This window comes from Kitasatospora sp. NPDC088742 (genome assembly GCF_055584905.1).
The window spans coordinates 1-22,828 of record NZ_JBVJLD010000042.1 but is presented as its reverse complement, the minus strand read 5'-3'; the positions used below and the strand labels follow the sequence as shown (position 1 = coordinate 22,828).

At 73.4% G+C, this 22,828-nt stretch carries 19 protein-coding genes; 7 read left to right on the top strand and 12 right to left on the bottom strand.

The features are described 5' to 3' along the window. The first annotated feature begins 31 nt into the window (after positions 1–31). From ACZ6ZR_RS27880 to ACZ6ZR_RS27865, 4 genes are all read left to right on the top strand, one after another. Positions 32–559: a gluconokinase gene (locus ACZ6ZR_RS27880; RefSeq protein ID WP_465646844.1), complete on the top strand. Its 528-nt coding sequence runs from the start codon at positions 32–34 to the stop codon at positions 557–559. A gap of 34 nt (positions 560–593) precedes the next feature. After that, the gene (locus tag ACZ6ZR_RS27875; RefSeq protein ID WP_465646842.1) at positions 594–1,973 is read left to right on the top strand and encodes a GntT/GntP/DsdX family permease; all 1,380 of its coding nucleotides are present in this window, start codon (positions 594–596) and stop codon (positions 1,971–1,973) included. An 88-nt stretch (positions 1,974–2,061) separates the two neighbouring features. Continuing rightward, positions 2,062–3,231 (top strand): hypothetical protein, encoded by a 1,170-nt coding sequence (locus ACZ6ZR_RS27870; protein WP_465646840.1) that lies wholly within the window; start codon positions 2,062–2,064, stop codon positions 3,229–3,231. A gap of 44 nt (positions 3,232–3,275) precedes the next feature. Continuing rightward, the gene (locus ACZ6ZR_RS27865) at positions 3,276–3,815 is read left to right on the top strand and encodes a hypothetical protein (RefSeq protein ID WP_465646838.1); all 540 of its coding nucleotides are present in this window, start codon (positions 3,276–3,278) and stop codon (positions 3,813–3,815) included. Positions 3,816–3,920: 105 nt separating this feature from the next. Here the strand turns inward: ACZ6ZR_RS27865 and ACZ6ZR_RS27860 are convergent, their stop codons facing one another. The 5 genes from ACZ6ZR_RS27860 to mmuM form a co-directional block, all read right to left on the bottom strand. Continuing rightward, the gene (locus ACZ6ZR_RS27860) at positions 3,921–5,516 is read right to left on the bottom strand and encodes a glycerol-3-phosphate dehydrogenase/oxidase (RefSeq protein ID WP_465646836.1); all 1,596 of its coding nucleotides are present in this window, start codon (positions 5,514–5,516) and stop codon (positions 3,921–3,923) included. Positions 5,517–5,650: 134 nt separating this feature from the next. After that, the gene (gene glpK, locus ACZ6ZR_RS27855; RefSeq protein ID WP_465646834.1) at positions 5,651–7,171 is read right to left on the bottom strand and encodes a glycerol kinase GlpK; all 1,521 of its coding nucleotides are present in this window, start codon (positions 7,169–7,171) and stop codon (positions 5,651–5,653) included. A gap of 91 nt (positions 7,172–7,262) precedes the next feature. Continuing rightward, entirely contained in the window at positions 7,263–7,982 is a 720-nt protein-coding gene (locus ACZ6ZR_RS27850; RefSeq protein ID WP_465646832.1) for an MIP/aquaporin family protein, read from the bottom strand. Between the two features lie 329 nt (positions 7,983–8,311). Then, positions 8,312–9,076, bottom strand: a complete 765-nt coding sequence (locus ACZ6ZR_RS27845) for an IclR family transcriptional regulator (RefSeq protein ID WP_465646830.1) — start codon at positions 9,074–9,076, stop codon at positions 8,312–8,314. Positions 9,077–9,168: 92 nt separating this feature from the next. Continuing rightward, positions 9,169–10,080 (bottom strand): homocysteine S-methyltransferase, encoded by a 912-nt coding sequence (mmuM, locus tag ACZ6ZR_RS27840; protein ID WP_465646829.1) that lies wholly within the window; start codon positions 10,078–10,080, stop codon positions 9,169–9,171. Between the two features lie 118 nt (positions 10,081–10,198). Between mmuM and ACZ6ZR_RS27835 the strand changes: the two genes are divergently transcribed. Continuing rightward, the gene (locus ACZ6ZR_RS27835; RefSeq protein WP_465646827.1) at positions 10,199–10,714 is read left to right on the top strand and encodes an NUDIX domain-containing protein; all 516 of its coding nucleotides are present in this window, start codon (positions 10,199–10,201) and stop codon (positions 10,712–10,714) included. On the opposite strand, the gene ACZ6ZR_RS27830 is transcribed toward ACZ6ZR_RS27835, so the two are convergent. Together ACZ6ZR_RS27830 and ACZ6ZR_RS27825 are read right to left on the bottom strand one after the other, a co-directional pair. Then, positions 10,705–11,733, bottom strand: coding sequence for a DUF6777 domain-containing protein (locus tag ACZ6ZR_RS27830; protein ID WP_465646825.1), 1,029 nt, complete (start codon positions 11,731–11,733; stop codon positions 10,705–10,707). The genes ACZ6ZR_RS27835 and ACZ6ZR_RS27830 overlap by 10 nt on opposite strands. 425 nt (positions 11,734–12,158) lie before the next feature. Then, positions 12,159–12,479 (bottom strand): hypothetical protein, encoded by a 321-nt coding sequence (locus tag ACZ6ZR_RS27825; RefSeq protein ID WP_465646823.1) that lies wholly within the window; start codon positions 12,477–12,479, stop codon positions 12,159–12,161. A 143-nt stretch (positions 12,480–12,622) separates the two neighbouring features. On the opposite strand from ACZ6ZR_RS27825, the gene ACZ6ZR_RS27820 reads away from it, so the two are divergent. Then, positions 12,623–13,873, top strand: coding sequence for a streptophobe family protein (locus tag ACZ6ZR_RS27820; protein ID WP_465646821.1), 1,251 nt, complete (start codon positions 12,623–12,625; stop codon positions 13,871–13,873). Between the two features lie 23 nt (positions 13,874–13,896). Here ACZ6ZR_RS27820 and ACZ6ZR_RS27815 read toward each other — a convergent pair whose 3' ends face one another. The 3 genes from ACZ6ZR_RS27815 to ACZ6ZR_RS27805 are packed head-to-tail and all read right to left on the bottom strand — an operon-like array spanning position 13,897 to position 17,718. Then, positions 13,897–14,856, bottom strand: a complete 960-nt coding sequence (locus ACZ6ZR_RS27815; RefSeq protein ID WP_465646819.1) for a serine/threonine-protein kinase — start codon at positions 14,854–14,856, stop codon at positions 13,897–13,899. Between the two features lie 5 nt (positions 14,857–14,861). Continuing rightward, positions 14,862–15,371 carry a hypothetical protein gene (locus ACZ6ZR_RS27810; protein ID WP_465646817.1) on the bottom strand — a complete coding sequence of 170 codons (510 nt, stop codon included), beginning with the start codon at positions 15,369–15,371 and terminating at the stop codon, positions 14,862–14,864. Between the two features lie 10 nt (positions 15,372–15,381). Beyond that, positions 15,382–17,718, bottom strand: coding sequence for an FHA domain-containing protein (locus ACZ6ZR_RS27805; protein WP_465646815.1), 2,337 nt, complete (start codon positions 17,716–17,718; stop codon positions 15,382–15,384). 178 nt (positions 17,719–17,896) lie between these two features. Here ACZ6ZR_RS27805 and ACZ6ZR_RS27800 point away from each other — a divergent pair, with 178 nt between their 5' ends. Further along, positions 17,897–19,915 (top strand): acetoacetate--CoA ligase, encoded by a 2,019-nt coding sequence (locus ACZ6ZR_RS27800; protein ID WP_465646936.1) that lies wholly within the window; start codon positions 17,897–17,899, stop codon positions 19,913–19,915. A 75-nt stretch (positions 19,916–19,990) separates the two neighbouring features. On the opposite strand, the gene ptsP is transcribed toward ACZ6ZR_RS27800, so the two are convergent. After that, positions 19,991–21,661: a phosphoenolpyruvate--protein phosphotransferase gene (gene ptsP, locus ACZ6ZR_RS27795; protein ID WP_465646813.1), complete on the bottom strand. Its 1,671-nt coding sequence runs from the start codon at positions 21,659–21,661 to the stop codon at positions 19,991–19,993. A 135-nt stretch (positions 21,662–21,796) separates the two neighbouring features. After that, positions 21,797–22,246 (bottom strand): PTS sugar transporter subunit IIA, encoded by a 450-nt coding sequence (locus tag ACZ6ZR_RS27790; protein WP_465646811.1) that lies wholly within the window; start codon positions 22,244–22,246, stop codon positions 21,797–21,799. Positions 22,247–22,828 lie beyond the last annotated feature (582 nt).

Sequence of the window (22,828 nt, the reverse complement as noted above, 5' to 3'; positions counted from 1 at the left end):
TCCTGACCAGCCAGAACAAGGAGCACCAGCCATGGGTCTCAGCGTCGAGAACCGGCCGCCCACCCTCGTGGTGATGGGCGTGTCGGGCGTCGGCAAGACCACCGTCGCCCGCCTGCTCGCCGAGCGGCTCGCCCTCCCGTACGCGGAGGCCGACGACTTCCACCCGCCCGCGAACATCGCCAAGATGGCCGCCGGCATCCCGCTCGACGACGCCGACCGGCAGCCCTGGCTGCTGGCCCTGGCCGACTGGCTCGGCGGCCGGGTCGCCGAGGGCACCGGGGGAGTGGTGGCCTGCTCCGCCCTCAAACGGAGCTACCGGGACACCCTGCGCAGCCAGGCCCCGGCCACCCGCTTCGTCCACCTGACCGGCGACCAGGCCCTGATCCGCTCCCGGCTGGCCGCCCGCACCGGCCACTTCATGCCGCCGGCGCTGCTCGACTCCCAGTACGCCGCGCTCGAACCGCTCCGGCCGGACGAGCCCGGCTTCGCCCTGGACGTCGACCCCACCCCGGCCGAACTGGCCGACCGCGCCGCCGCCCTGATCACGGCTCAGCGCTGACCCCCACCCCCGCGCCCGTCAACGGAGACCACGCGTGACCACCACCCCCCACCTCCTCGCCGCCCCGCTCCCGCACACCTCCAGCGACGGCGTCCTGCTGCTCGCGGTGCTGCTCGGCATCGGCGTCATCGTGCTGCTGATCACCCGCTTCAAGCTGCACCCCTTCCTCGCCCTGATCCTCGGCTCCGGCGTGCTCGCCGCCGTCGCGGGCGCCCCCTTCGACAAGCTGCTCGCCAGCTTCTCCACCGGCTTCGGCTCCACCGTGGCCGGCGTCGGCCTGCTGATCGGCCTCGGCGCCATGCTCGGCAAGCTGCTGGCCGACTCCGGCGGGGCCGACATCGTCGCCGACACCGTGCTGCGCCGCTCCTCCCAGCGGATGCTGCCCTGGTCGATGGCGCTGATCGCGGCGGTACTCGGCCTGCCGCTGTTCTTCGAGGTCGGCGTGGTCCTGCTGATCCCGATCGTGATCCTGGTCGCCCGCCGCGGGAACGTCCCGATGATCCGCCTCGGCATCCCCGCCCTGGCCGGCCTCTCCGTCCTGCACGGCCTGGTGCCCCCGCACCCCGGCCCGCTGGTCGCCGTCGACGCCCTCAAGGCCGACCTCGGCGTCACCCTCGCGCTCGGCCTGCTGATCGCGGTGCCCACCCTGATCGTGGCCGGCCCGCTCTTCGCCCGCCTCGCCGAGCGCTGGGTCGGCCCGCTGGAGCTGCCCCCGGCCCCGCCCGCCACAGAGAAGCCCGAGCGCACCCCCTCCTTCGCCGCCGTCCTCGCCACCATCCTGCTGCCGGTGGTCCTGATGCTCGGCAAGGCCCTGGCCGACGTGGTCATCGACGACCCCAAGGCCATGCCCCAGCGCATCGCCGACTTCATCGGCTCCCCGCTGATCGCGCTGCTCGCCGCCACCCTGCTCGGCATGCTCACCCTCGGCCGTGCGGCCGGCTTCACCAAGGCCCGGATCTCCACCACCATGGAGAAGTCCCTCGCCCCGATCGCCGGCATCGTCTTCATCGTCGGCGCGGGCGGCGGCTTCAAGCAGACCCTGATCGACGTCGGCGTCGGAGAAGCCGTCAGCTCCTGGTCCGCCAAGTGGCACATCTCCGCCCTGCTGCTCGGCTGGCTGATCGCCGTCCTGATCCGCCTCGCCACCGGCTCCGCCACCGTCGCCACCATCACCGCCGCCGGCATCGTCGCCCCACTCGCCGCCGACCTCTCCACCACTCACGCCGCCCTGCTGGTCCTCGCCATCGGCGCCGGCTCGCTCTTCTTCTCGCACGTCAACGACGCGGGCTTCTGGCTGGTGAAGGAGTACTTCGGCATGACGGTCGGTCAGACCCTCAAGTCCTGGTCGGTGATGGAGACCCTGATCTCGGTCACCGCGATCGCCCTGATCCTCCCGCTCAGCCTGATCATCTAGTGCCGTGCCCCTCCAGGCCATGGACGGCCGTCACCCTCCGCTGGAAGGGTGGCGGCCGTCCGGTGTTTCGGCAGCGAGGGGGATGGACGTGTCGGCGAGGTACTGGGACCCGGTCCCCACGGCCCGCAAGCTGGTCTCAACGAACGGCGACCCGTTCGACGGTCGCTGGGCCGAGCGGAACTGGCGCGGCGTGCCGGGCCCGTTCTACGGCACCACCCGCGAGGAGGGCTTCGGGCCGCGCGACGCCGCGGAACTGCTCGCCCACGAGGAGCGCGCGGTCGTCGACCTGGTCTACCGTCAGCCCGTCGACGCCGCCCAGGTCCAGGGCCTGGTCACCGACGTCCGCCGCCGCACCGACGGCCACTACGGCATGGACGGCGACGAACACTGGACGCCCGCCGCCGTCCGGGCGTGGTGGCACGAGCGCGGCCGGGTCAAGGAGTGGGCCCTCAAGGCCGCCGGGTTCTGGCAGACCAGGCCCAGGTACGCCGAGAGCGGGAGCCGCTTCACGCTGGACCACGAACTGCACGGCTACGTCGAGTACATCGACCTCCGGCTGGAGGAGGACCTGCGCGGCTACCTCTTCTGGCTGGAGGAGCGCCGCCTCCCGGAGCGCTGCGACGCGCTGCCCCTGCTGACGAAGCGGACCCGCCTCCTCCCGCCGCCCCGGACGCCGGACGAACCCTCGGTGGTGGCCGGCTACCTGGTGGCCGAGGACCACGCCGGGCAGGTCTCCGTCGCCGCCTGCCAGGTGCGCCAACTGCCCCGGGACGACGACTGGTTCTCCTCCCGGGAGGCCGCCCTGGCCGCCTGCGCCCAAGTACCGGTCGGCCCGACGGCCCGGGTGCTCGCGCTGCTGGTCACCCGCGAGCAGGCGAAGTCCCTGGCAGAGGCGGTCCGGAACGCCGAGGGCGACGAGCCTGTGCTGCTCGCCAACCTTGACTGGCCGCCCCCGCTCGCAGAGGACGGCACCCGGCTCGGCTGGGAGGTGCTCGGCTACGACGCCGGCCACCTGCACACCTGGCGCTGCCACGACCCGTCCGGAGCGGTCCTCGCCGAACTCGGCCTCCACCCCGGCCCGGACGGCCTGTTCCCCGACCTGGCCGACGCCGAGCGCGTAGCAGCCGGGCTCAACGCCTGGGACGACAGCAAGCCGGCCATCTGGTTCGCAGGCGAGGTGACCGGCTGGCCCGACACGGTGGAAGGCACCCCCGCCCGAGCCACCGCCCGCTCCCTCTGGAACCGCCTGCGCGGCTGACGGCCGGTCGGGTCGGTGCGGACGCGCGGTGCGATCATGGGCGGATGACGAACGAGCTGGTGACGGCCGGATACCTGGTGGTCAGACCGGAGAAGCTGACGGGCGGTGACTTCCCGGAGACCGACGCGCTGCTCTCAGCCTCCTCCTGCCTGATCGACCACCTGCCCGAGGACGACAGCTGGTTCGCCACGGCGGCGGACGCCCGATCTGCCCTGACCGAGCCGGGTGCACGCCTGGTGGCCCTGCTGGTCCCGCCCGAGCGCGCGGCGGCGCTGGCGGAGGCGATCCGGGCGGAGGGGGAGTACGAGCCGGTGCTGCTGCCCACCCTGGAGGCGCGCGGACCGCTCGCCGAAGGCGGCACGGTGCTCGGCTGGGAGGTGCTCGGCTACGACTTCGGCCACCTGCACACCTGGCTCTGCCGCGACCTCCACCGCGACGCGGTCGCCGAGTTGGGCGTGCGGACCGGCCCCGGCGGGCTGCTCACCACCCGGGCCGAGGCGGAGCGGGTCGCGGCCTGGGCCGTCGCGCGCGGGGACACCGAGCCGGTCGTCTGGTTCGCCGGAGCACTGGCCGAGCCGGCCTGAACGCCGAACGGCCCGCCCCCCGTGGCAAGGGGCGGGCCGTTCCGGTGTCCTGACGGACGCTTACTTCTTGCCGCTACTTCTTTCCGCGCTTCGCGAGGCTGTGTCCTACTTCTTTCCGCGCTTCGCGAGGAAGGCCTCGACCTCCGCGCGGATCTCCGGAGTGTCGAGCCCACGGACCGTCATGGTGGTGCGGCGGCGCAGCACGTCGTCCGCCGTGTACGCCCACTCGTTGTCGGCGGCGTACGCGACCTGGGCCCAGACGTCCGGGCCGTCGGCGTGGATCGGCTCGCCGAGCTCGGGGTTCTCCGCGATCAGGTGGGCGATCTCGAAGGAGAGGGTGCCGTAGTGCGAGGCCAGGTGCTTGGCCACCAGCGGCTCCATCCGGGAGCCGGGCTCGCGGTCGACCAGCAGGCGGTGGGCCACCGCGTTCGGGGCACCGACACCGGGGAGCGGGACGGTGGCCGGGATCGGGGACATGTCCTCGCGCAGGCCGGTGCCGGGCACGTGGGCCAGCTTCTCCAGGACGGTGCGGCCGATGTGACGGTACGTCGTCCACTTGCCGCCGGCCACCGAGAGCATGCCGCCCCGGCCCTCGGTGACGACCGTCTCGCGCTTGGCGGCGGCGGTGTCGCCGGGGCCGCCGGGCAGCACCCGCAGGCCGGCGAAGGAGTAGGTGATCAGGTCGCGGTCGAGGTGCTCGTCGCGGATCGCGTGACCGGCCTCGCCCATGATCTGGTCGATGTCGGCCTCGGTGGCGCGCACGTCGCGCGGGTCACCGGTGTACTCCTCGTCCGTGGTGCCGAGCAGGACGTGGTCCTCCCACGGGATCGCGAACGACACGCGGTACTTGTCGATCGGGATGGTGAGCGCCGCGCGCCACGGCGTGCGCCGCTTGACGACCACGTGCGCGCCCTTCGACAGACGGATGGACGGGGCGGCGCCCGCGTCCTCCATCTGGCGCAGGTGGTCGACCCACGGGCCGGTGGCGTTGAGCACCAGGCGGGCGTTGACGCCGAACTCGGTGCCGTCCAGACGGTCCTTCAGCTCGGCGCCCGTCACCCGCGTGCCGGTGAACCGGAGCCCCGTCACCTCGGCGTGGTTGAGCACCACGGCCCCGGCCTCGACCGCCGCGCGCACCGTCATCACGGCGACCCGGGAGTCGTTCATCTGGTGGTCGCCGTAGACGGCGACGGACCGCAGGCCCTCGGTACGCAGCGCGGGCACCTGCTGGGCGGCGTGGGCGGCGGTGGAGACCCGGCCCATGCCGTCGCGGAAGGCGGAGAGCGCGGAGTAGAGGAAGACGCCGGCGCCGAGCTTGGTGGCGCCGTGCGGGCCGCCCTTGTAGACCGGCACGAAGAAGGTCAGCGGGTTGACCAGGTGCGGGGCGACGTCGGTGGAGAGGACGCGGCGCTCCTTGTGGTTCTCCGCGACCAGCTTGACCGCGCCGGTCTGCAGGTAGCGCAGACCGCCGTGCACCAGCTTGGAGGAGGCGGAGGAGGTGGCGCCGGCGAAGTCGCCCGCGTCCACCATGGCGACCTTGAGGCCCGACTGGGCGGCGGTCCAGGCGGTGGCGGTGCCGAGGATGCCGCCGCCGATCACCAGCAGGTCGTAGGTGGCCTTGCCGAGCAGCTCGCGGGCCTCGGCACGGGAGGCGGTACGGCCGTTGGTGTAGCCGGCGCCCAGGGTCGGGATGGAAGCCATGGTGTGTGTTGCGGTGCCGGTGCGGGCGGCGCCGCATCTCCTCTCGTTGTACTGCGCTGCGGCCTCCTGCTGAGAGGCCGTCAAGAAACCACGTTGGCCGGTCGGGGCCGCTGCGGCCCCGACCGGCGTGACGGTCAGCTCTCCTCGTCCTCCTCCACCCAACCCATGGTGCGCTCCACGGCCTTGAGCCACTTCTTGTACTCCCGCTCGCGGGTGGCCTCGTCCATCCGGGGAGTCCACTCGGCGGCGCGGTGCCAGTTGGCCCGCAGGGTGTCCAGGTCCGGCCAGAAGCCGACCGCCAGACCGGCCGCGTAGGCCGCGCCGAGGGCGGTGGTCTCGGCCACGTAGGGCCGCTCGACCGGGGCGTCCAGGACGTCCGCGATGTTCTGCATGAGCAGGTTGTTGGAGGTCATCCCACCGTCCACCTTGAGGGCGGTGAGCTCCACGCCGGAGTCCTTCTGCATGGCGTCGACGACCTCGCGGGTCTGCCAGGCGGTGGCCTCCAGCACGGCGCGGGCCAGGTGGCCCTTGGTCACGTACCGGGTCAGACCGGCGATCACACCGCGGGCGTCGGAGCGCCAGTACGGGGCGAACAGGCCGGAGAAGGCCGGCACGAAGTAGGCACCGCCGTTGTCGTCGACGGTCGAGGCCAGGGTCTCGATCTCGGCGGCGGTGGAGATGATGCCCAGCTGGTCGCGCAGCCACTGCACCAGCGAGCCGGTGACCGCGATCGAGCCCTCCAGGGCGTAGACCGGGGCCTGGTCGCCGATCCGGTAGCCGACCGTGGTCAGCAGGCCGTGGTACGAGTTGACGATCTTCTCGCCGGTGTTCAGCAGCAGGAAGGTGCCGGTCCCGTAGGTGGACTTGGCCTCGCCCTCGTTGAAGCAGGTCTGGCCGAACAGCGCGGCCTGCTGGTCACCGAGCGCGGCCGCGACCGGGACGCCCTCCAGGTCGCCGACCGCGTGGCCGTAGACCTCGGCGGAGGAGCGGATCTCCGGCAGGACCTGCATCGGGACGCCCATCGACTCGGCGATCCGCTCGTCCCAGGCCAGGGTGGCCAGGTTCATCAGCATGGTGCGGCTGGCGTTGGTCACGTCGGTGATGTGCTTGCCGCCGTTGACGCCACCGGTGAGGTTCCAGATCACCCAGGTGTCCATGGTGCCGAACAGGATGTCCCCGGCCTCGGCGCGCTCGCGCAGGCCCTCGACGTTGTCCAGCAGCCAGCGGATCTTCGGGCCGGCGAAGTAGCTGGCCAGCGGGAGGCCGGTCTCGCGGCGGAAGCGGTCCTGGCCGACGTTGCGGCCCAGCTCGCGGCAGAGGCCCTCGGTCCGGGTGTCCTGCCACACCAGCGCGTTGTGCACCGGCTCGCCGGTGTTCTTGTCCCACAGCACGGTGGTCTCGCGCTGGTTGGTGATGCCGACCGCGCGGATGTCGTCCTTGGTCAGTCCGGCCTTCTCCAGCGCGCCGCGGACCACGGACTGCACCCGGGTCCAGATCTCGGCGGCGTCGTGCTCGACGTAGCCGGGCTGCGGGAAGATCTGGCGGTGCTCCTGCTGGTCGACGGCGACGATCCGGCCGTCCGCGCCGAAGATGATGCAGCGGCTGGAGGTGGTGCCCTGGTCGATCGCGGCGACGTAGTTGCCAGTGGAGGTCATGGAGGGTCCTCGGCTCGAATGGGGGTTCGGGAAGATCGGGCTGACGAGTGGTCAGTCCCCGTGCTCAGGAGTGGGGCAAACCAACAGGCTGTCAGAACGCCAGGTGGTAGAAGCCGCCTGCCAGCAGACCGCCGATGACGGGGCCGGCCACCGGGATCCAGGCGTAGGACCAGTCGGAGCCGCCCTTGTTCGGGATGGGCAGCAGGGCGTGCACGATGCGCGGGCCGAGGTCACGGGCCGGGTTGATCGCGTAGCCGGTCGGGCCGCCCAGCGAGAGGCCGATGCCGACCACGGTGAGGGCCACGATCAGGATGCCGGTGCCGGAGAGCCCCAGGCCCTTGTTCAGGCCCTGGGTGAGGATGGCGAGGGCGAGCACGAAGGTGCCGATGATCTCGGTGAGCAGGTTCTGCACCGGGTTCCGGACCTCGGGGCCGGTGGAGAAGATGCCCAGGGTGGGCTCCTCGTTCGCCTGGAACTGGCCCAGGTAGGTGACCCAGACCAGGGCGGCGCCGATCATCGCGCCGAGCAGCTGGCTGCCGAGGTAGAGCGGGACCTTGCCCCACTCGCCGGTGTCGGCGGCGATGGCCAGCGTCACGGCGGGGTTCAGGTGGGCACCGGACTTCGGGGCGGACATGTAGGCGGCGATCATCACCGCGAAGCCCCAGCCGAAGGTGATGGCGAGCCAGCCGGCGTTGACGGCCTTGGACTTCTTCAGGGTCACTGCGGCGCAGACGCCGCCGCCCAGGAGTATCAGAGCGGCGGTGCCGAGGGTTTCGCCGACAAAGATGTCGCCGTTGGTGAACGCGGACACAAAGGACTCCTTCGTCCGTGACCGGAGCAGGTGGGGGGAGGTGCACGGTCCCGTCCCGGGGTCGTGCGCCGACGGGTGGCGTTCCGGTCGCTCCGGACACCGTTCGACAATGTCGACCGTCATGCGGAAGCTTCCCTCTGTCGTCGGCCCCGCGTCAAGGGCGGGTGACCGACCTGTGATCCATCACTCACGGTGATCCCCCGGTGCCCGCGAAATCAGCGCCCTTGTCACCGGAAAAGCGGACAAAACACCAAGGCGCGGGCAGGAATCAACCTGCCCGCGCCTGCGGGAAACTCACGAAGCGTCAGAAACGACGGCCGGGGGCGGCCCTAGAAACGGCCGGCACCCAGGTCCCGGGAGATCGCCCGGGCCGCACTGCGCACCGAGGCCACCAGTGAGGGCTTCACGAAGCCGTCCTCGCAGACCCGCTCCACCGCCCCGCTGATGCACACCGCCCCCACCGGATTGCGCCGGCGGTCCTGGATCAGCGCGCCGATCGAGGCCACGCCCTCCCAGGTCTCCTCCACCGCCGCGGCCCAGCCGCGCTCCCTGGTCAGCGCCGCCTCGGCGTCGATGTCCGCCAGGTCGGTCAGGGTCCGCGCGGTGTACGACTCCAGCGGGCCCTCGCCCAGCTCGCCCCGGGCCACCGGGTCGTACGCCACCAGCACCTTGCCCAGTGCGGTGGAGTGCAGCGGCTGCATCGAACCCACCTCCAGCACCTGCCGGGTGTCGTCCGGGCGGAACACGTGGTGCACGATCAGCACGCCCTGCTGGTGCAGCACCCCGAGGTAGACCGTCTCCCCGCTGGCCCGGGCCAGGTCGTCGGCCCAGACCAGCGCCCTGGCCCGCAGCTCGTGCACGTCGAGGTAGCTCTGCCCGAGCCGCAGCAGCTCGGCGCCCAGCTGGTACTTCCCGCTCTCCGGGTCCTGCTCGACGAAGCCCTCCATCTGGAGGGTGCGCAGGATGCCGTGCGCCGTACCCTTGGCCAGGTCGAGCGCGGTGGCCACCTCCGACAGGCCCAGCCGCCGTTCGCCACCGGCCAGCAGCCGCATGATCGCGGCAGCCCGGGAGAGCGACTGGATCGGCCCTGGCATGTGTACCTCCGCTGACAGGCGGTCGACATTGTCGACCGCAGTGGTATCGCCCCGAGTCTGCCAGGCCGACGGCCGGGCGCGCACGTTCTCCGTCAGCGGCTGTCAGTTCGCTCGGTCACGTCCGCCTCCCGGACCACCCGGGCGAGCGCCGCGATCTCCGCCGGTCCGACCCGGCAGCACCCTCCCACCAGCCGGGCCCCGTCCGCCAGCCACTGCGCCACGCGTTCGGGCACGAAGGTCGACCCGCCCCGCCAGTCCCGGGCCCCGGCGTCCCAGTCCTCCCCGCTGTTCGGGTAGACCACCACCGGCTTCCCGGCCGCCTGCGCGACCACCCCGACCGCCCGGTCGGCGTCCTCGGGGGAGCAGCAGTTCACCCCCACGGCCAGCACCTCGGGCACCCCGGCGGCCAGCGCCGCGGCCTCCGCCAGCGGCTGCCCCGCCCTGGTCCGCTCCCCGTCGACCGAGAACGACAGCCAGGCCGGCACCCCGAGACCGCCCAGCACCCGCAGCACCGCCTCGGCCTCGTCGGCGTCCGGCACCGTCTCCACCGCCAGCACGTCCGGCCCGGCCGCCGCCAGCACCTCCAGCCGCGGCCCGTGGAAGTCCACCAGCTGACCGACCGTCAACCCGTACCGCCCCCGGTACTCCGACCCGTCCGCCAGCACCGCCCCGTACGGCCCCACCGAGGCCGCCACCCAGGCCGGCCCCGCCGCCCGGGCCAGCGCCACGCTCTCCCCGAGCAGCCGGGCGGCCTCCGCCCGCGAGGCCCCCCGCCGCGCGAAGCCCTCGAAACTCGCCTGGTAGCTGGAGGTGATCACCACCTCCGCCCCCGCCTCGACGTACGCCCGGTGAGCCGCCGTCAGCGCCGCCGGGTCGTCCGCCAGCAGCCGGGCCGACCAGAGCTCGTCCGAGAGGTCCTGCCCCGCGTCCGCCAACTGGTTCGACAGACCCCCGTCCAGCACCAGCGGCCCCGCCGCCAGCGCCCGCGCGAACGCGTTCGTCACTGTCCTCACCCTCCGTACGCCGACCACCGCACGCTACAACGCGCAAGATCGCACCGTACGCCCGGTCCGTCCCGCAAGACACTGACGCACCGTCACCCGTCGGCACTAGCATCCAGCCATGACAGGCCCCTTCACGCACTGCCACTGGTGCGGCACCCCGTACGCCCCCGGCCTCACCACCTGGCCGCGCACCTGCCCCGGCTGCGGCGAGATCAGTTACCGCAACCCGCTGCCCGTCGCCGTCGCCCTCCAGCCGGTCGAGCAGCCGGACGGAACCCGCGCCCTGCTCGTCATCCGCCGCACCATCGAGCCCGGCTACGGCGAGCTCGCCCTCCCCGGCGGCTACATCGACTACGGCGAGAACTGGCAGACCGGCGCCGCCCGCGAACTCCGCGAGGAGGCCGGCCTGGCGGTCGACCCCGCCCACGCCCGCCTCGCCGACACCGGCAGCGACGAGCGCGGCGCCTTCCTGATGCTCTTCGCCCTCTTCCCGTCGCTCGCCCTCGACGCGCTGCCGCCCTCCGTGCCCACCGACGAGACCGACGGCTGGCACCTGATCACCCTGCCGACCCGGCTGGCCTTCCCGCTGCACACCCAGATCGCCGAGGCCTGGTTCAAGGGCGCCTACGACTGACCGGCCGCCGGGCTCCGGACGGCGCTGCGCTCCTGCGCCGGGCTCTGCTGCTGCCCCTGACTCTGGGCCGGGCTCTGCACCTGCGCCTTGCTCTGCCCACCGGACGGCGACGCCGCCCCGCTGCGCAGCGCCGGGCCGGACCCGGACGGCGCCCCGGACTCCTGCTGCCCGACCGACGGCGCGGAGGACGGGGCCCCCGGCGACTTCGAGCCCGGCGAGGCGGAGCCCGACCCGGACGGCGACCCCGACCCCGACCCCGACCCCGACGCCGGCCCGGACTTGGACGCCGATGCCGAGCCGGAGGCCGACGGCGAGCCCACCCCGTGCGCGTACGACTGCCCGCTCGACGGGTCCACCACCGTCACGTCCTTCAACGGCGACGGCGCCGGGCTCACCACCACGGTGTCCTGGGGCTTGAACGCCGGCCACGGCGTCCCCGAGTACGCGGGCGGCGTCACCAGCGCGGCCGGCGGCAGCAGCGGATTGCCGCAGGCGCACCGCACCCGGGGCAGCCCGCGCCCGTCGATCAGCACCGCCGTTCCGCTCTGCAGCACCGACTGGTACGGGGTGGCCACGCCACCCGCGAAGCCGTGGTTGGTCACCCGGGTGTCCGAACGGAGCACCACCGGGGTCAGCGAGCGCAGGTAGGCGTCGATGGTGGACGGGTCGATGCCCAGCACCCCGGCCCAGGCTCGGCCCTTGGCCTGATCGGCCGTCAGGAAGGCCGACAGCTTCGGCACGTCACAGCTGGCCGTCTGCCGGCTGCCCCCGTACAGCCCCGGGTCCGAACCCGTCACCGTCCGGCCCGTCGCCGACCCCGAGGCACTCGCCGCCCCGGAGGCCGTCGCACTCTCCGACATCGCCACCACCGCCACCGACCCGGTGAACGGATCCGGCCCCGACGCCGCCACCGGCTGCAACGCCACCTGCTGCATGGCCTCGGTCTTGGTGCCCTTGCCACCGCCCCCGTTGGTCAGCACCACCGTCAGCACCGCGGCCCCCGCCGCCACGGCCACCACGGCCAACCCCTTCGGCCCCCGCCACCACGGCCGCGGCCGACCCCCGTCGCCGCCCCCGGCGGGCACCAGCCGCCGCCCGGGCGGCTCACCCCCTGACGCACCGTCACCCGCCGCCGGCGGCCCCCCGTTCGGCCCCGACAGCGGCCCGGACGGCGGCCCCGACACCACCCCACCGGAGGACGGCCCGGACGCCGGCCCGCTCGGCGGCTCCACCGACCCGCCCGAGGGCTGCGGCATCGCGGGCTCGGTCGGCGAGGGCCCGCCCCCGCCGCCCGAAGGCGGCTTCGAGTACGGACCGGTGGGCTCGGACGGGGGGTGGGAGTTCACGACCTGCCTCCAACGGCTGGAATCCCCCGCCGCTCATTCTCGACCCGCCCGTCCCGCACGTCTCGCCGACCGCCGCCGCCCGGATGACGGGCACGGCACTAGCTCCGCAGCGCCGAGAGCTCCAGCCGGAACGGGATCCCCGGTATGAGCGGAGTCCACCCTGCCGCGAGCGCGGCCCGGACAGCCGGTGCCACCTCCGCCGGAAGGACCGCCACGGGAGGCTCGCCGGTCCAGCTCCCGGGGTGCGAGCGATCGGTCTCCACCACCAGCACGACGCCCCGGGCCGTCGCGTCCTCGACCGCGAAGGTCAGCGGCGACCAGCCGTTGCCCTGGCAGTACGTCGGCTTGTGACGGACCCGCCAGCGGTACTCGACCCCGTCCACCACGATGCTTCGCGAGCGCTTCCCGACCAGTGCCACTGCCGCCCCTTCCGTCCGAGCGACCTTCACAGTCCGCCTGTCGGATCCGCAACGGCTTTTCCGCCCGGCCCGCGCGGCTCGCCGAGGCCTTCCCGGTGGCCGAAGCTGGAACGGTCCGGAGTCCCCGCCCGTCGGGAGCCGCCATGTCACCCGAGCCCGGTCCGCCGAGCCCCGCCGCACACCGCCTCCGCCCCTGGGCGGACGCCGCGCTCACCGCCGTCGTGCCGTTGCTCCTGATGGCCGCCCTCGCCGCCCTAGGCCTCTGGCCGGCCGGAGCCGACGCCCTCCCCGAAGGCGCCTTCCCCTCCGTGGTGGCCGCCACCGTGCTGATGGCCCTCGGTGTCCCCGTCGAGCTCAACGGCACGGCGGCCTTCGTCGCCGAGGCCCAGGGCGGGCTAGAGGCCATGCCGCTCTCCGTCACCCTCCTCGGTGCCCTGGCCACCGCCTGGCTCTTCCTCCGCCCACTCCGCCTGCGCGCCGTCGTCACCCCCGCCGAACTCGCCGTCAGAGCGGGCCGCACCGCCCTGTTCTGGCTGGTCCTGCTCGCCCTGCTCCGGCTCCCCGCCGAGCACAGCTTCACCGTCCCCACCGGGGACCCGCTCCTCGACGACCTCGGCGCCGCGTTCGGCGCGGCTCCCGCGGTCGGCTTCCGCACCGCCCTGCTCCCCACCCTCGGCATCGGCCTGCTCTGGCTGGCCGGCGTCCTCCTCCTCACCCTGCTGGCCTCCCGCCGCGCGCCCCTGCCGCCGGCCCTCCTGCGCCACCGCTCCGCCGTCCAGCCCGCCGCCCACGCCGTACTGACCCTCCTGCTGCTCTACGTCGCCCTCGCCGCGCTGGCCGGCCTGGTCACGGCCGCCGTCGACGGCCACCCCCGCACCACCTTCGCCGTCCTCCTGCTCGCCCTGCCCAACCTCGCCTGGATGGCCCTGGGCATCGGCCTCGGCGGCTCCTGGCACGGCTCGGCCCCCAACGACATCGGCCTGCCCATGCCGCCCGCCCTCGCCGAGGTGCTCCGCGTCCCGTCCGGCCAGGAGGCCACCCTCGACCTGAACTCCCTCGCCGCCCAGGACGGCCGCGCCTGGCTGCTGGCCGCCCTCGCCGCCGTGACGATCCTGCTCACCGGCTACGGCGCGGCCCGCCGCACCACACCCGGGACCCGCCTCTGGCAGTACGCGGCACACCTCGCCGCCGCCCTCGCCGTGGCCGTCCTCCTGCTCGGCCTGGTCACCCGGATCTCCGCCGCCCTCGGCCTCTCGCTCCTGGGCTTCGACGCGGCCGGCGGCGGCGTCTCCCTCACCCCGGACCTGCTGCGCACCGTCCCGCTCGCCGCCCTCTGGGGCGCCATCGCGGGCCTGCTCGGCGGCCTGGCCGCCCGCCGCCGCTCCCGAGCCTGACGGCCCGTCACCCCTCCCGGACGTCACCCCTCCCGGACGAACACCGGCCACGCCCACGCGGGCGGCACCGGCAGCTCCTCCACCACCGGCACCACCTCCGTCGGGGACGGCCCGGCAGGAGCGGCCACCGGCGCCCCGGCGTCCACCGCCCGCAGCGCCGCCACGAACTCCAGGCAGCTCCCGAACCGCTCCTCCGGCGTCTTCGCCAGCGCCCGCCCCAGCACCTCGTCCAGCCCCGCCGGCAGGTCCGGTCGCAGCTCGCTCAGCGAGGGCGCCTCGTCGTGCAGGTGCGCCCAGAGCAGCGCCAGGTCGTCCTCCCGTCGGAACGGCGGAGCCCCCGTCAGTTCCTCGTACACCACGCACCCGAGGCTGTAGATGTCGCACCGCCCGTCCACCGGCCGCCCGGAGATCTGCTCCGGCGCCACGTAGTCCAGCGTCCCCACGAACTGCCCCACCGTGGTCAGCCCGGTCAGCGAGAGCGACTTCTTGGTCAGTCCGAAGTCGGTCAGGTAGACGTGCTCGGGGTGGTCGCTGTCGGTGCCCTCCGCCACCAGCACGTTGCCCGGCTTCACGTCCCGGTGCACCAGCTGGTGCGCGTGCGCGGCGTCCAGCGCCGAGGCCACCTGCGCGGTGATCCGCACCGCCTGCCGCACGGTGAGCGGCCCCTGACGGTCCAGCAGCGCCCGCAGGTCGCGGCCCCGCACGTAGCGCATCGCGATGTACAGCACCCCGTCCGACTCCCCGGCCTCGTACACCGGGACGATGTGCGGGTGGTCGATCGCGGCCGCGGCCCGCGACTCGCGGGCGAAGCGCTCGCGGAACACATCGTTGCGGGCCAGCTCGGGCGCCAGCAGCTTGACCGCCACCGTCCGCCCCAGCCGCAGGTCCTCGGCCCGGTAGACCACCGCCATCCCGCCCCGCCCGATGATCTTCTCCAGCCGGTACCCGCCGAGCTGCTGCCCGGTCAGGTCGGCCTGCGTCACCCCGTTCACGCCTTCGCCGCCCGCCCCGCCCCGCCCTCGGCCGGCTCCACGGTGGCGAACGGCTGCAGCTGCGCCGCCTGGCAGTACGACCAGCGCCCCCGCTCCAGGTCCAGCAGCCAGACGGAGGGCCCGTCCAGCACCGCGCCGACCCGCAGCCCGGCCGTCCGGGCCCGGAAGCCCTCCAGGTCCAGCCGCCCGTCCGCGTACAGGTCCAGCAGCTCCCGGTACCGGGCGATCGCCGCCTCCAGCTCGGCCAGCAGCGGCCGAGGGTCGGCGTCGGTGGCCGTGGGCAGCCCGGCCGCCGGCGGGCGCTGGGGGAGGGCCACCAGCAGGCGGCCGTCCACCCAGCAGGTCCAGCCGTTGGAGCAGACCACCCGGGCCCAGTCCCCGCTGGTGCCCGCCAGCATCACCGGCAGTAGGGCGTCCAGCCGCGCCGTGGGCCGGGAGGGGTCGGGCCCCTCCCAGCTGGGCAGCCCGCCCTCGGGCACCACGTGGGTGCTGCGGAAGCCCTCCACCGTGCCCGCCCTACCCGCGCATCACGGCCGGCTCCTGCCGCCGCAGCAGCCTGAGCACCAGTACGCCGAACAGCACGGACAGCCCGGCCAGCACACCCATGTCGACCAGCCAGGTCGACAGCTGATGGCGGAACAGCGGATCCTCCGTCAGCTCGCCCGGCACCGCCTGCCGCAGGTCCACCGTGGCGGCCATCGCGGCCAGCGCCCAGCGGGAGGGCACCAGCCAGGAGAGCTGGTTGAGCACCGGCACCCCGTTCAGCTGGAGCAGCGCCCCGCAGAACACCACCTGCACGATCGCCAGCAGCACCAGCAGCGGCATGGTCACCTCCTCCTTCTTCACCACGGCGGAGACCACCAGGCCGAGCATCATCGCGGTGAAGGAGAGCATCGCCACCGCCAGCGTGATCTCCACCAGCGGCGGCATCAGCACCCCGCCGCCGCCCTGCGGTCTCAGCTTCACCCCGGCCAGGCCGACCAGCGTCAGCACCACCGCCTGGACCACCGTGATCGTCCCCAGCACCACGATCTTCGACCAGAGGTACGCCGATCTGGAGAGCCCGACGGCGCGCTCCCGCTGGTAGATCGAACGCTCCTTCACCAGCTCGCGCACGGCGTTGGCCGCACCCGTCAGCACGCCGCCCACGCAGAGGATCAGCAGCCCGTTCAGCGCCGTGTCCGGCCCCAGCTTGCTGCCCGCCAGCGCCCGGGCCATCGCGCCCATCACGAACGGCAGCGCGATCATCACCGCCAGGAAGGTCCGGTCCGCCGTCAGCGCGTTCGCGTACCGGCGCACCAGCGTCCCCAGCTGCGACCACCAGCCCTGCGGCGGCGGCGCGGGCGAGGGCACCGCGGCCTGGACGGCCGGCCGCACCGGGCGCCCCATGGTGTCCGCGATGTACCGGCGGTGCTCGTCCGAGCCGAGGTACTGACCCGCCCAGTCCCGGGCCCGGTCCTCCTCGAAGGCCTCGAAGGCCTGCGGCCACTGCTCGAAGCCGAAGTAGCCCAGCGCCTCCCCGGGCGGCCCGTAGTACGCGATCTTCCCGCCCGGCGCGAGCAGCAGCAGCCGGTCGCACAGGTCCAGGCTCAGCACGCTGTGGGTGACCACCACCACCGTCCGGCCGTCGTCCGCCAGCCCGCGCAGCATCTGCATCACCGAGCGGTCCATCCCCGGGTCCAGGCCCGAGGTCGGCTCGTCCAGGAAGAGCAGCGAAGGCTTGGTCAGCAGCTCCAGCGCCACGCTCACCCGCTTGCGCTGCCCGCCCGACAGGCTGGAGATCACCTGGTCGGCCCGCTGCACCAGCCCCAGCTCGCCGATCACCTGCTCCACCCGGGCGGCCCGCTCCTCGGGCGTGGTGTCCCCGGAGAACCTCAACTCGGCCGCGTAGCGCAGCGCCCGACGCACCGTCAGCTGGGTGTGCAGGATGTCGTCCTGCGGCACCAGCCCGATCCGGCGGCGCAGCTCCGCGTAGTCCCGGTACAGGTCACGGCCGTCGTAGCGGACCGAGCCCTGGTCGGCCGGGCGGAGCCCGGTCAGCGCGTTCAGCAGGGTGGACTTGCCCGCCCCGCTCGGCCCGGCCACCGCCAGCAGGCACTTCTGCCCGACCGGGAAGGTCACCCCGTCCAGCAGCCGCCGCCCGCCCGCGACCTCCACCACCAGCCCGTCCACGTCCAGGTCCACGTCCCCGGTGTCGGCGAACTCCTGCAGCTCGTCCCCGACCAGGCAGAACACGGAGTGCCCGATCCCGACCAGGTCCTCCGGACCGACCAGCGCCACCGTCACCGGCGAGCCGTTCAGGAAGGTCCCGTTGTGGCTGCCCACGTCGGCGATCTCGTACCGGCCGTCGGGTCTCGCCCGCAGCTCGGCGTGGTGCCGGGAGACCGAGAGGTCGTCCAGCACCAGGTCGTTGTCCTCGGCCCGGCCGATCCGCACCACCCGGTCCGGCAGCCGCTGCACCCTGGTGGGCGGCCGGTAGGAGCCGGTGATCCTGGTCAGCGCCGACGGGGCCCGCACCGTTCTGGTGGGCTCCGGCAGTGGTGCCAGGGTCGCGTACGGGCCGTCCTGCGCGCTGCCGAAGCGCAGCGTGCTGCCCGGCGTCAGATCCAGGTGGCTCACCCGTTCCCCGGAAACCCAGGTCCCGTTGGTCGAGCCGGTGTCGTCGAGCGCCCAGTGGTCGCCGTCCACGTGGAGTACCGCGTGATGCCAGGACACCCGGGGATCGCTGAACACGACCTCCCCGGCGGGATCACGCCCGACGTGGTACTCGCGACCCGGGCTCATCACCTGCGAGTCGCCGTCGGTCTCCAGGAGGAGCTGCGGCGCGTAGGGCGCGAAAGTTCGCTCTCCCATACCCCGATGCTAGGCCCAGGCCTCCGACCAGGCCCGGTGACCGAGAATCACCGAGGTGGCGAAGGCTCCGGGACACCCTGGCGCCGATCACGATCACGTGGCAGAGTCCAGCCGTCAGCGACCCTCGGACGGCCGCAACGAGGCGTTCCGTCCCCTGCCCGGCCGGGAGTACACCACCGTGAGCACCCCACACCAGGACCAGCCCCTCTGGCGGCCCGACCCCGCTCGCGCCGCCGCCACCCAGATCGTCGCCTTCCAGGCCTGGGCCGCCGAGCACCACGGCGCCCCCGCCGCCCCGCTCGCCCCCGCAACCGGCGACGATGAGGCCGCCGCCCGGTACGCCGCGCTGCACGCCTGGTCCACCGAGGACCTGTCCCGGTTCTGGCGGGCCGTCACCGAGTGGTACGACGTCCGCTTCTCCACCCCGCCCACCGCCGTCCTCGGCTCCGCCGCGATGCCCGGCGCCGAGTGGTTCCCCGGCGCCCGGCTGAACTACGCCGAGCACGTGCTGCGCCACGGCGAGGCCGCCGAGAACGCCGACAGGCCCGCCATCCTGCACCTGGACGAGAAGACCACCGAGCCCGTCCCGGTCAGCTGGGCCGAGCTCCGCCGCCAGGTCGCCGCCCTCGCCGCCGCCCTGCGCGAGCGCGGCATCGCCCCCGGCGACCGGGTCGCCGGCTACCTGCCCAACGTCCCGCAGGCGATCGTGGCCCTGCTCGCCAGCGCAGCCGTCGGCGCCGTCTGGACCAGCTGCGCCCCCGACTTCGGCGCCCGCAGCGTGCTCGACCGCTTCCAGCAGCTCGCCCCCGTCGCCCTGATCACCGTCGACGGCTACCACTACGGCGGCAAGGACCACGACCGCTCCGAGGTGGTCGCCGAGCTCCGCCGCGAACTGCCCTCGCTGCACACGGTCGTGCACGTCCCGCTGCTCGGCACCCCCGCCCCCGAAGGCGCCCTCTCCTGGGACGAGCTGACGGCCGGTCAGGCCGAGCCGGTCTTCGAGCAGGTGCCCTTCGACCACCCGCTCTGGGTGCTCTACTCCTCCGGCACCACCGGCCTCCCGAAGGCGATCGTCCAGGGCCAGGGCGGCATCCTGGTCGAGCACCTCAAGCAGGCCGGCCTCCACTTGGACCTCGGCCCCGAGGACCGCTTCCTCTGGTACACCTCCACCGGCTGGATGATGTGGAACTTCCTCGTCGCCGGCCTGCTGGTCGGCTCGACGGTGGTCACCTACGACGGCAGCCCCGGCCACCCCGACACCGGTGCCTTCTGGTCCGTCGCCGCCCGTACCGGCGCCACCGTGCTCGGCACCTCCGCCGCCTACGTGATCGCCAGCCGCAAGGCCGAGCTGCACCCCGGCCGCGACCTCGACCTCTCCGCCGTCCGCTGCCTCGGCACCACCGGCTCGCCGCTGCCGCCCGACGGCTTCCAGTGGATCTACGACGAGGTCAAGGCCGACGTCTGGCTCGCCTCCGTCAGCGGCGGCACCGACGTCTGCTCCTGCTTCGTCGGCGGCGTCCCCACCCTCCCCGTGTACCTCGGCGAGATCCAGGCCCCCTGCCTCGGCGCCGACGTCCAGGCCTGGGACGTCCAGGGCAAGCCGCTCACCGACGCGGTCGGCGAACTGGTCGTCACCAAGCCCATCCCGTCCATGCCGGTCGGCTTCTGGGGCGACGAGGACGGCCGCCGCTACCACGACAGCTACTTCGACACCTACCCCGGCATCTGGCGCCACGGCGACTGGATCACCGCCACCTCCCGCGGCACCGTGGTCATCCACGGCCGCTCCGACTCCACCCTCAACCGCCAGGGCGTCCGGATGGGCTCCTCGGACATCTACGAGGTGGTCGAGCGCCTCCCCGAGATCCGCGAGTCCCTGGTGATCGGCCTGGAGGAGGAGAACGGCGGCTACTGGATGCCCCTCTTCGTCGTCCTCGCCCCCGGCGCGGAGCTCGACGAAACCCTGACCGGCCGCATCCGCACCTCGCTGCGCACCGAACTGTCGCCCCGTCACGTCCCCGACGAGGTCATCGCGGTCGAGGGCCTGCCCCACACCCTCACCGGCAAGCGCATCGAGGTCCCGGTCAAGCGCCTCCTGGCCGGCACCCCCCTCGACCAGGCCGTCAACCCCGGCTCCGTCGACAACCTCGACCACCTGCGCTTCTTCGAACACCTCGGCCGCGCCCGCCGCGGCTGACCCGCCGTCAGCGGACGCGAAGGAGCGGTGCTCTCCACCCCCACGGGGAGAGCACCGCTCCTTCGCCGTTCGGCCCTACTCGCCGGACAGCACCTGCTGCGCCGCCGCCTTGGCCTCCTCGGCCGAGTCCGCCGCGCGGGCCGCCACGGCCGCCCGCTGACACTGCGCCAGCGTGTACTTCGCCAGCGTCGACCGCACGTACGGGATGGACGCCGAACCCATCGACAGGCTGGTCACGCCGAGACCGGTGAGCACACAGGCCAGCAGCGGGTCGGAGGCCGCCTCGCCGCAGACACCGCAGCTCTTGCCCTCCGCCTTGGCCGCGTCCGCCGAAAGCGCGACCAGATCGAGCAGCGCCGGCTGCCACGGGTCCTGCAGCCGGGCCAGCGCGCCGACCTGACGGTCCGCCGCGAAGGTGTACTGGGCCAGGTCGTTGGTCCCCAGCGAGAGGAACTCGACCTCCTGGAGGATCGAGCGGGCCCGCAGCGCGGCCGACGGGATCTCCACCATCGCGCCGAACTTCGCCTTCAGCCCCGCCTCGCGGCACGCCTCGGCGAACGCCTTGGCGTCCGTCCGGTCCGCCACCATCGGGGCCATCACCTCGAGGTACACCGGCAGACCCTCGGCGGCCCGGGCCAGTGCGCGCAGCTGAGTCCGCATCACCTCGGGGTTCTCCAGCAGGGTGCGCAGCCCGCGCACACCCAGCGCCGGGTTCGGCTCGTCCGCCGGGGTCAGGAAGTCCAGCGGCTTGTCCGCACCGGCGTCCAGCGCCCTGACCACCACCCGGCCCTCCGGGAAGGCCTCCAGCACCTTGCGGTACGCCTCGACCTGCTTCTCCTCGCTCGGCGCCTTCGCCGAGTCGTCGAGGAAGAGGAACTCGGTGCGGAACAGCCCGATGCCCTCGGCGCCCGCCTCCAGCGCGGCCGGCAGGTCACCCGGACCGCCGATGTTGGCCAGCAGTGGCACCTTGTGCCCGTCCGAGGTCTGCCCCGGGCCGGAGGAGGAGGCCAGCGCGGCCTTGCGTTCGGCGGCCAGCGCCCGCAGCTCGGCCTGCTTCTCCTCGCTCGGGTTGATCAACACCTCACCCGTGGACCCGTCCACCGCGGCGAACACGCCCTCCGGCAGCTCGGTCGCCCCGGCCAGTGCGACCACGGCCGGCACGCCCATGGCCCGCGCCAGGATGGCGCTGTGGCTGGTCGGCCCGCCCTCCTCGGTCACGAAGCCGAGCACCAGCGTCGGGTCCAGCAGCGCGGTGTCGGCCGGCGCCAGGTCCCGGGCGAACAGCACGTACGGCTCGTCGCTGTCCGGCACGCCCGGCATCGGCACGCCGAGCAGCCGCGCCACGATCCGGTTCCGCACGTCGTCCAGGTCGGCCACCCGGCCCGCCAGGTACTCCCCGGCCGCCGCCAGCAGCGCCCGGTACGCGGCGAAGGCGTCGTACACGCCGCGCTCGGCACTGCTGCCGACCGCGATCCGCCGGTTCACGTCGGCCATCAGCTCGGGGTCCTGCGCCATCAGCGCCTGGGCCTCCAGCACAGCCTGGGCCTCACCGCCGGCCAGGTTGCCGCGGGCGATCAGGTCCGCCGCGACGGCGTCCACGGCCGCCTGGGCACGGGCCTGCTCGCGGGGTGCGTCCTCGGTCGGGATCTGGGTGGCCGGGGGCTCCAGCACGGCCGTGCCCATGTGCCGGACCTGGCCGATCGCGACACCGTGGCTGACACCTACGCCTCGCAGCGCCTGTTCCATGAGTGGGTTCCTTTCACCCGGGTGCGGGCCCGCCGTCCGGACGTGGGGTCACGGCCGGGCCGGGTACTTGCCGGCCGCCCCACCCTCGGTCGGGGAAGTGGGACGGCGCGGCGGTCTTACGGGTTCTCGGTGGAGCTAGTTCCAGATGAAGAGCGCGTCGCCACCGGCGACGTCCCCGGTCTCGGCCACCCCGGCCAGCGCGTCCGGCGCGGCCTCCAGCGCCACGATCGGGGAGATCGGCGACTTGCCGGCCTTCTCGACCTCGGCCGGGTTCCAGCGGATGACCGCCTGCCCGCGGGTGACGGTGTCGCCCTTGTTCACCAGCAGCTCGAAGCCCTCGCCGTTGAGCTGCACGGTGTCGATCCCCAGGTGGGTCAGTACCCCGTGCCCGTCCGCGTCCACCACTACGAAGGCGTGCGGGTGCATCGACACGACGACCCCGTCCACCGGAGCCACCGCCTCGGTGACCTCCCGGACCGGGTCGATGGCGGTGCCGGGGCCCACCATCGCCCCGGCGAAGACGGGGTCGGGCACGTTCGCGAGCCCGACGGCACGACCGGCCAGCGGCGAGGTCACAGTGGTCATGGTGGGGTCCTCCCAGAGACGCGGCACAGCGAGCCGCCGCGGGCAGCGACGGTGTGATCGTTCTGAAGCCTAAATCATGCCAAGTTCGGACATTTCGCAAGCGCCGTCCAGAGCGGTTCGCGGGTGGCGATCCCGCCCGGCCGGCGCACAACTGCACTCGGTGCCACCCGCCACCCCTGCTGGCAGGGGCCTCAGTGGCTTCAAGTGGTCTAGTCCTCTTGGTCGATGCGCCGAACTCTACGCCATGCGGGTGAGCCTGGACGATCGCGCCGATCGGGGTGCATAGAGGGGTGTGAACAGCGGGCGACGGGCCGAACGGGTGACCGGGGGCGCGGCTCGATTAGGCACTCCGTCGCGGAAGGGCTATGGTTTGTCGAGTCGCCGCAAGACGGTGATGAACACCAGATGTCGGAACCGCAAAAACTTGGTGAAAACCTAGTAAACGGATCTGCTAAGCTGGTGGAACGAACGAAGCGCCCGGAGGGCTCGCTGGAAGGCGGCCTGAAGGAAGTGACCGTTCCTTGAGAACTCAACAGCGTGCCAAAAGTCAACGCCAGATATGTTGACATCCCCGGCCTCACC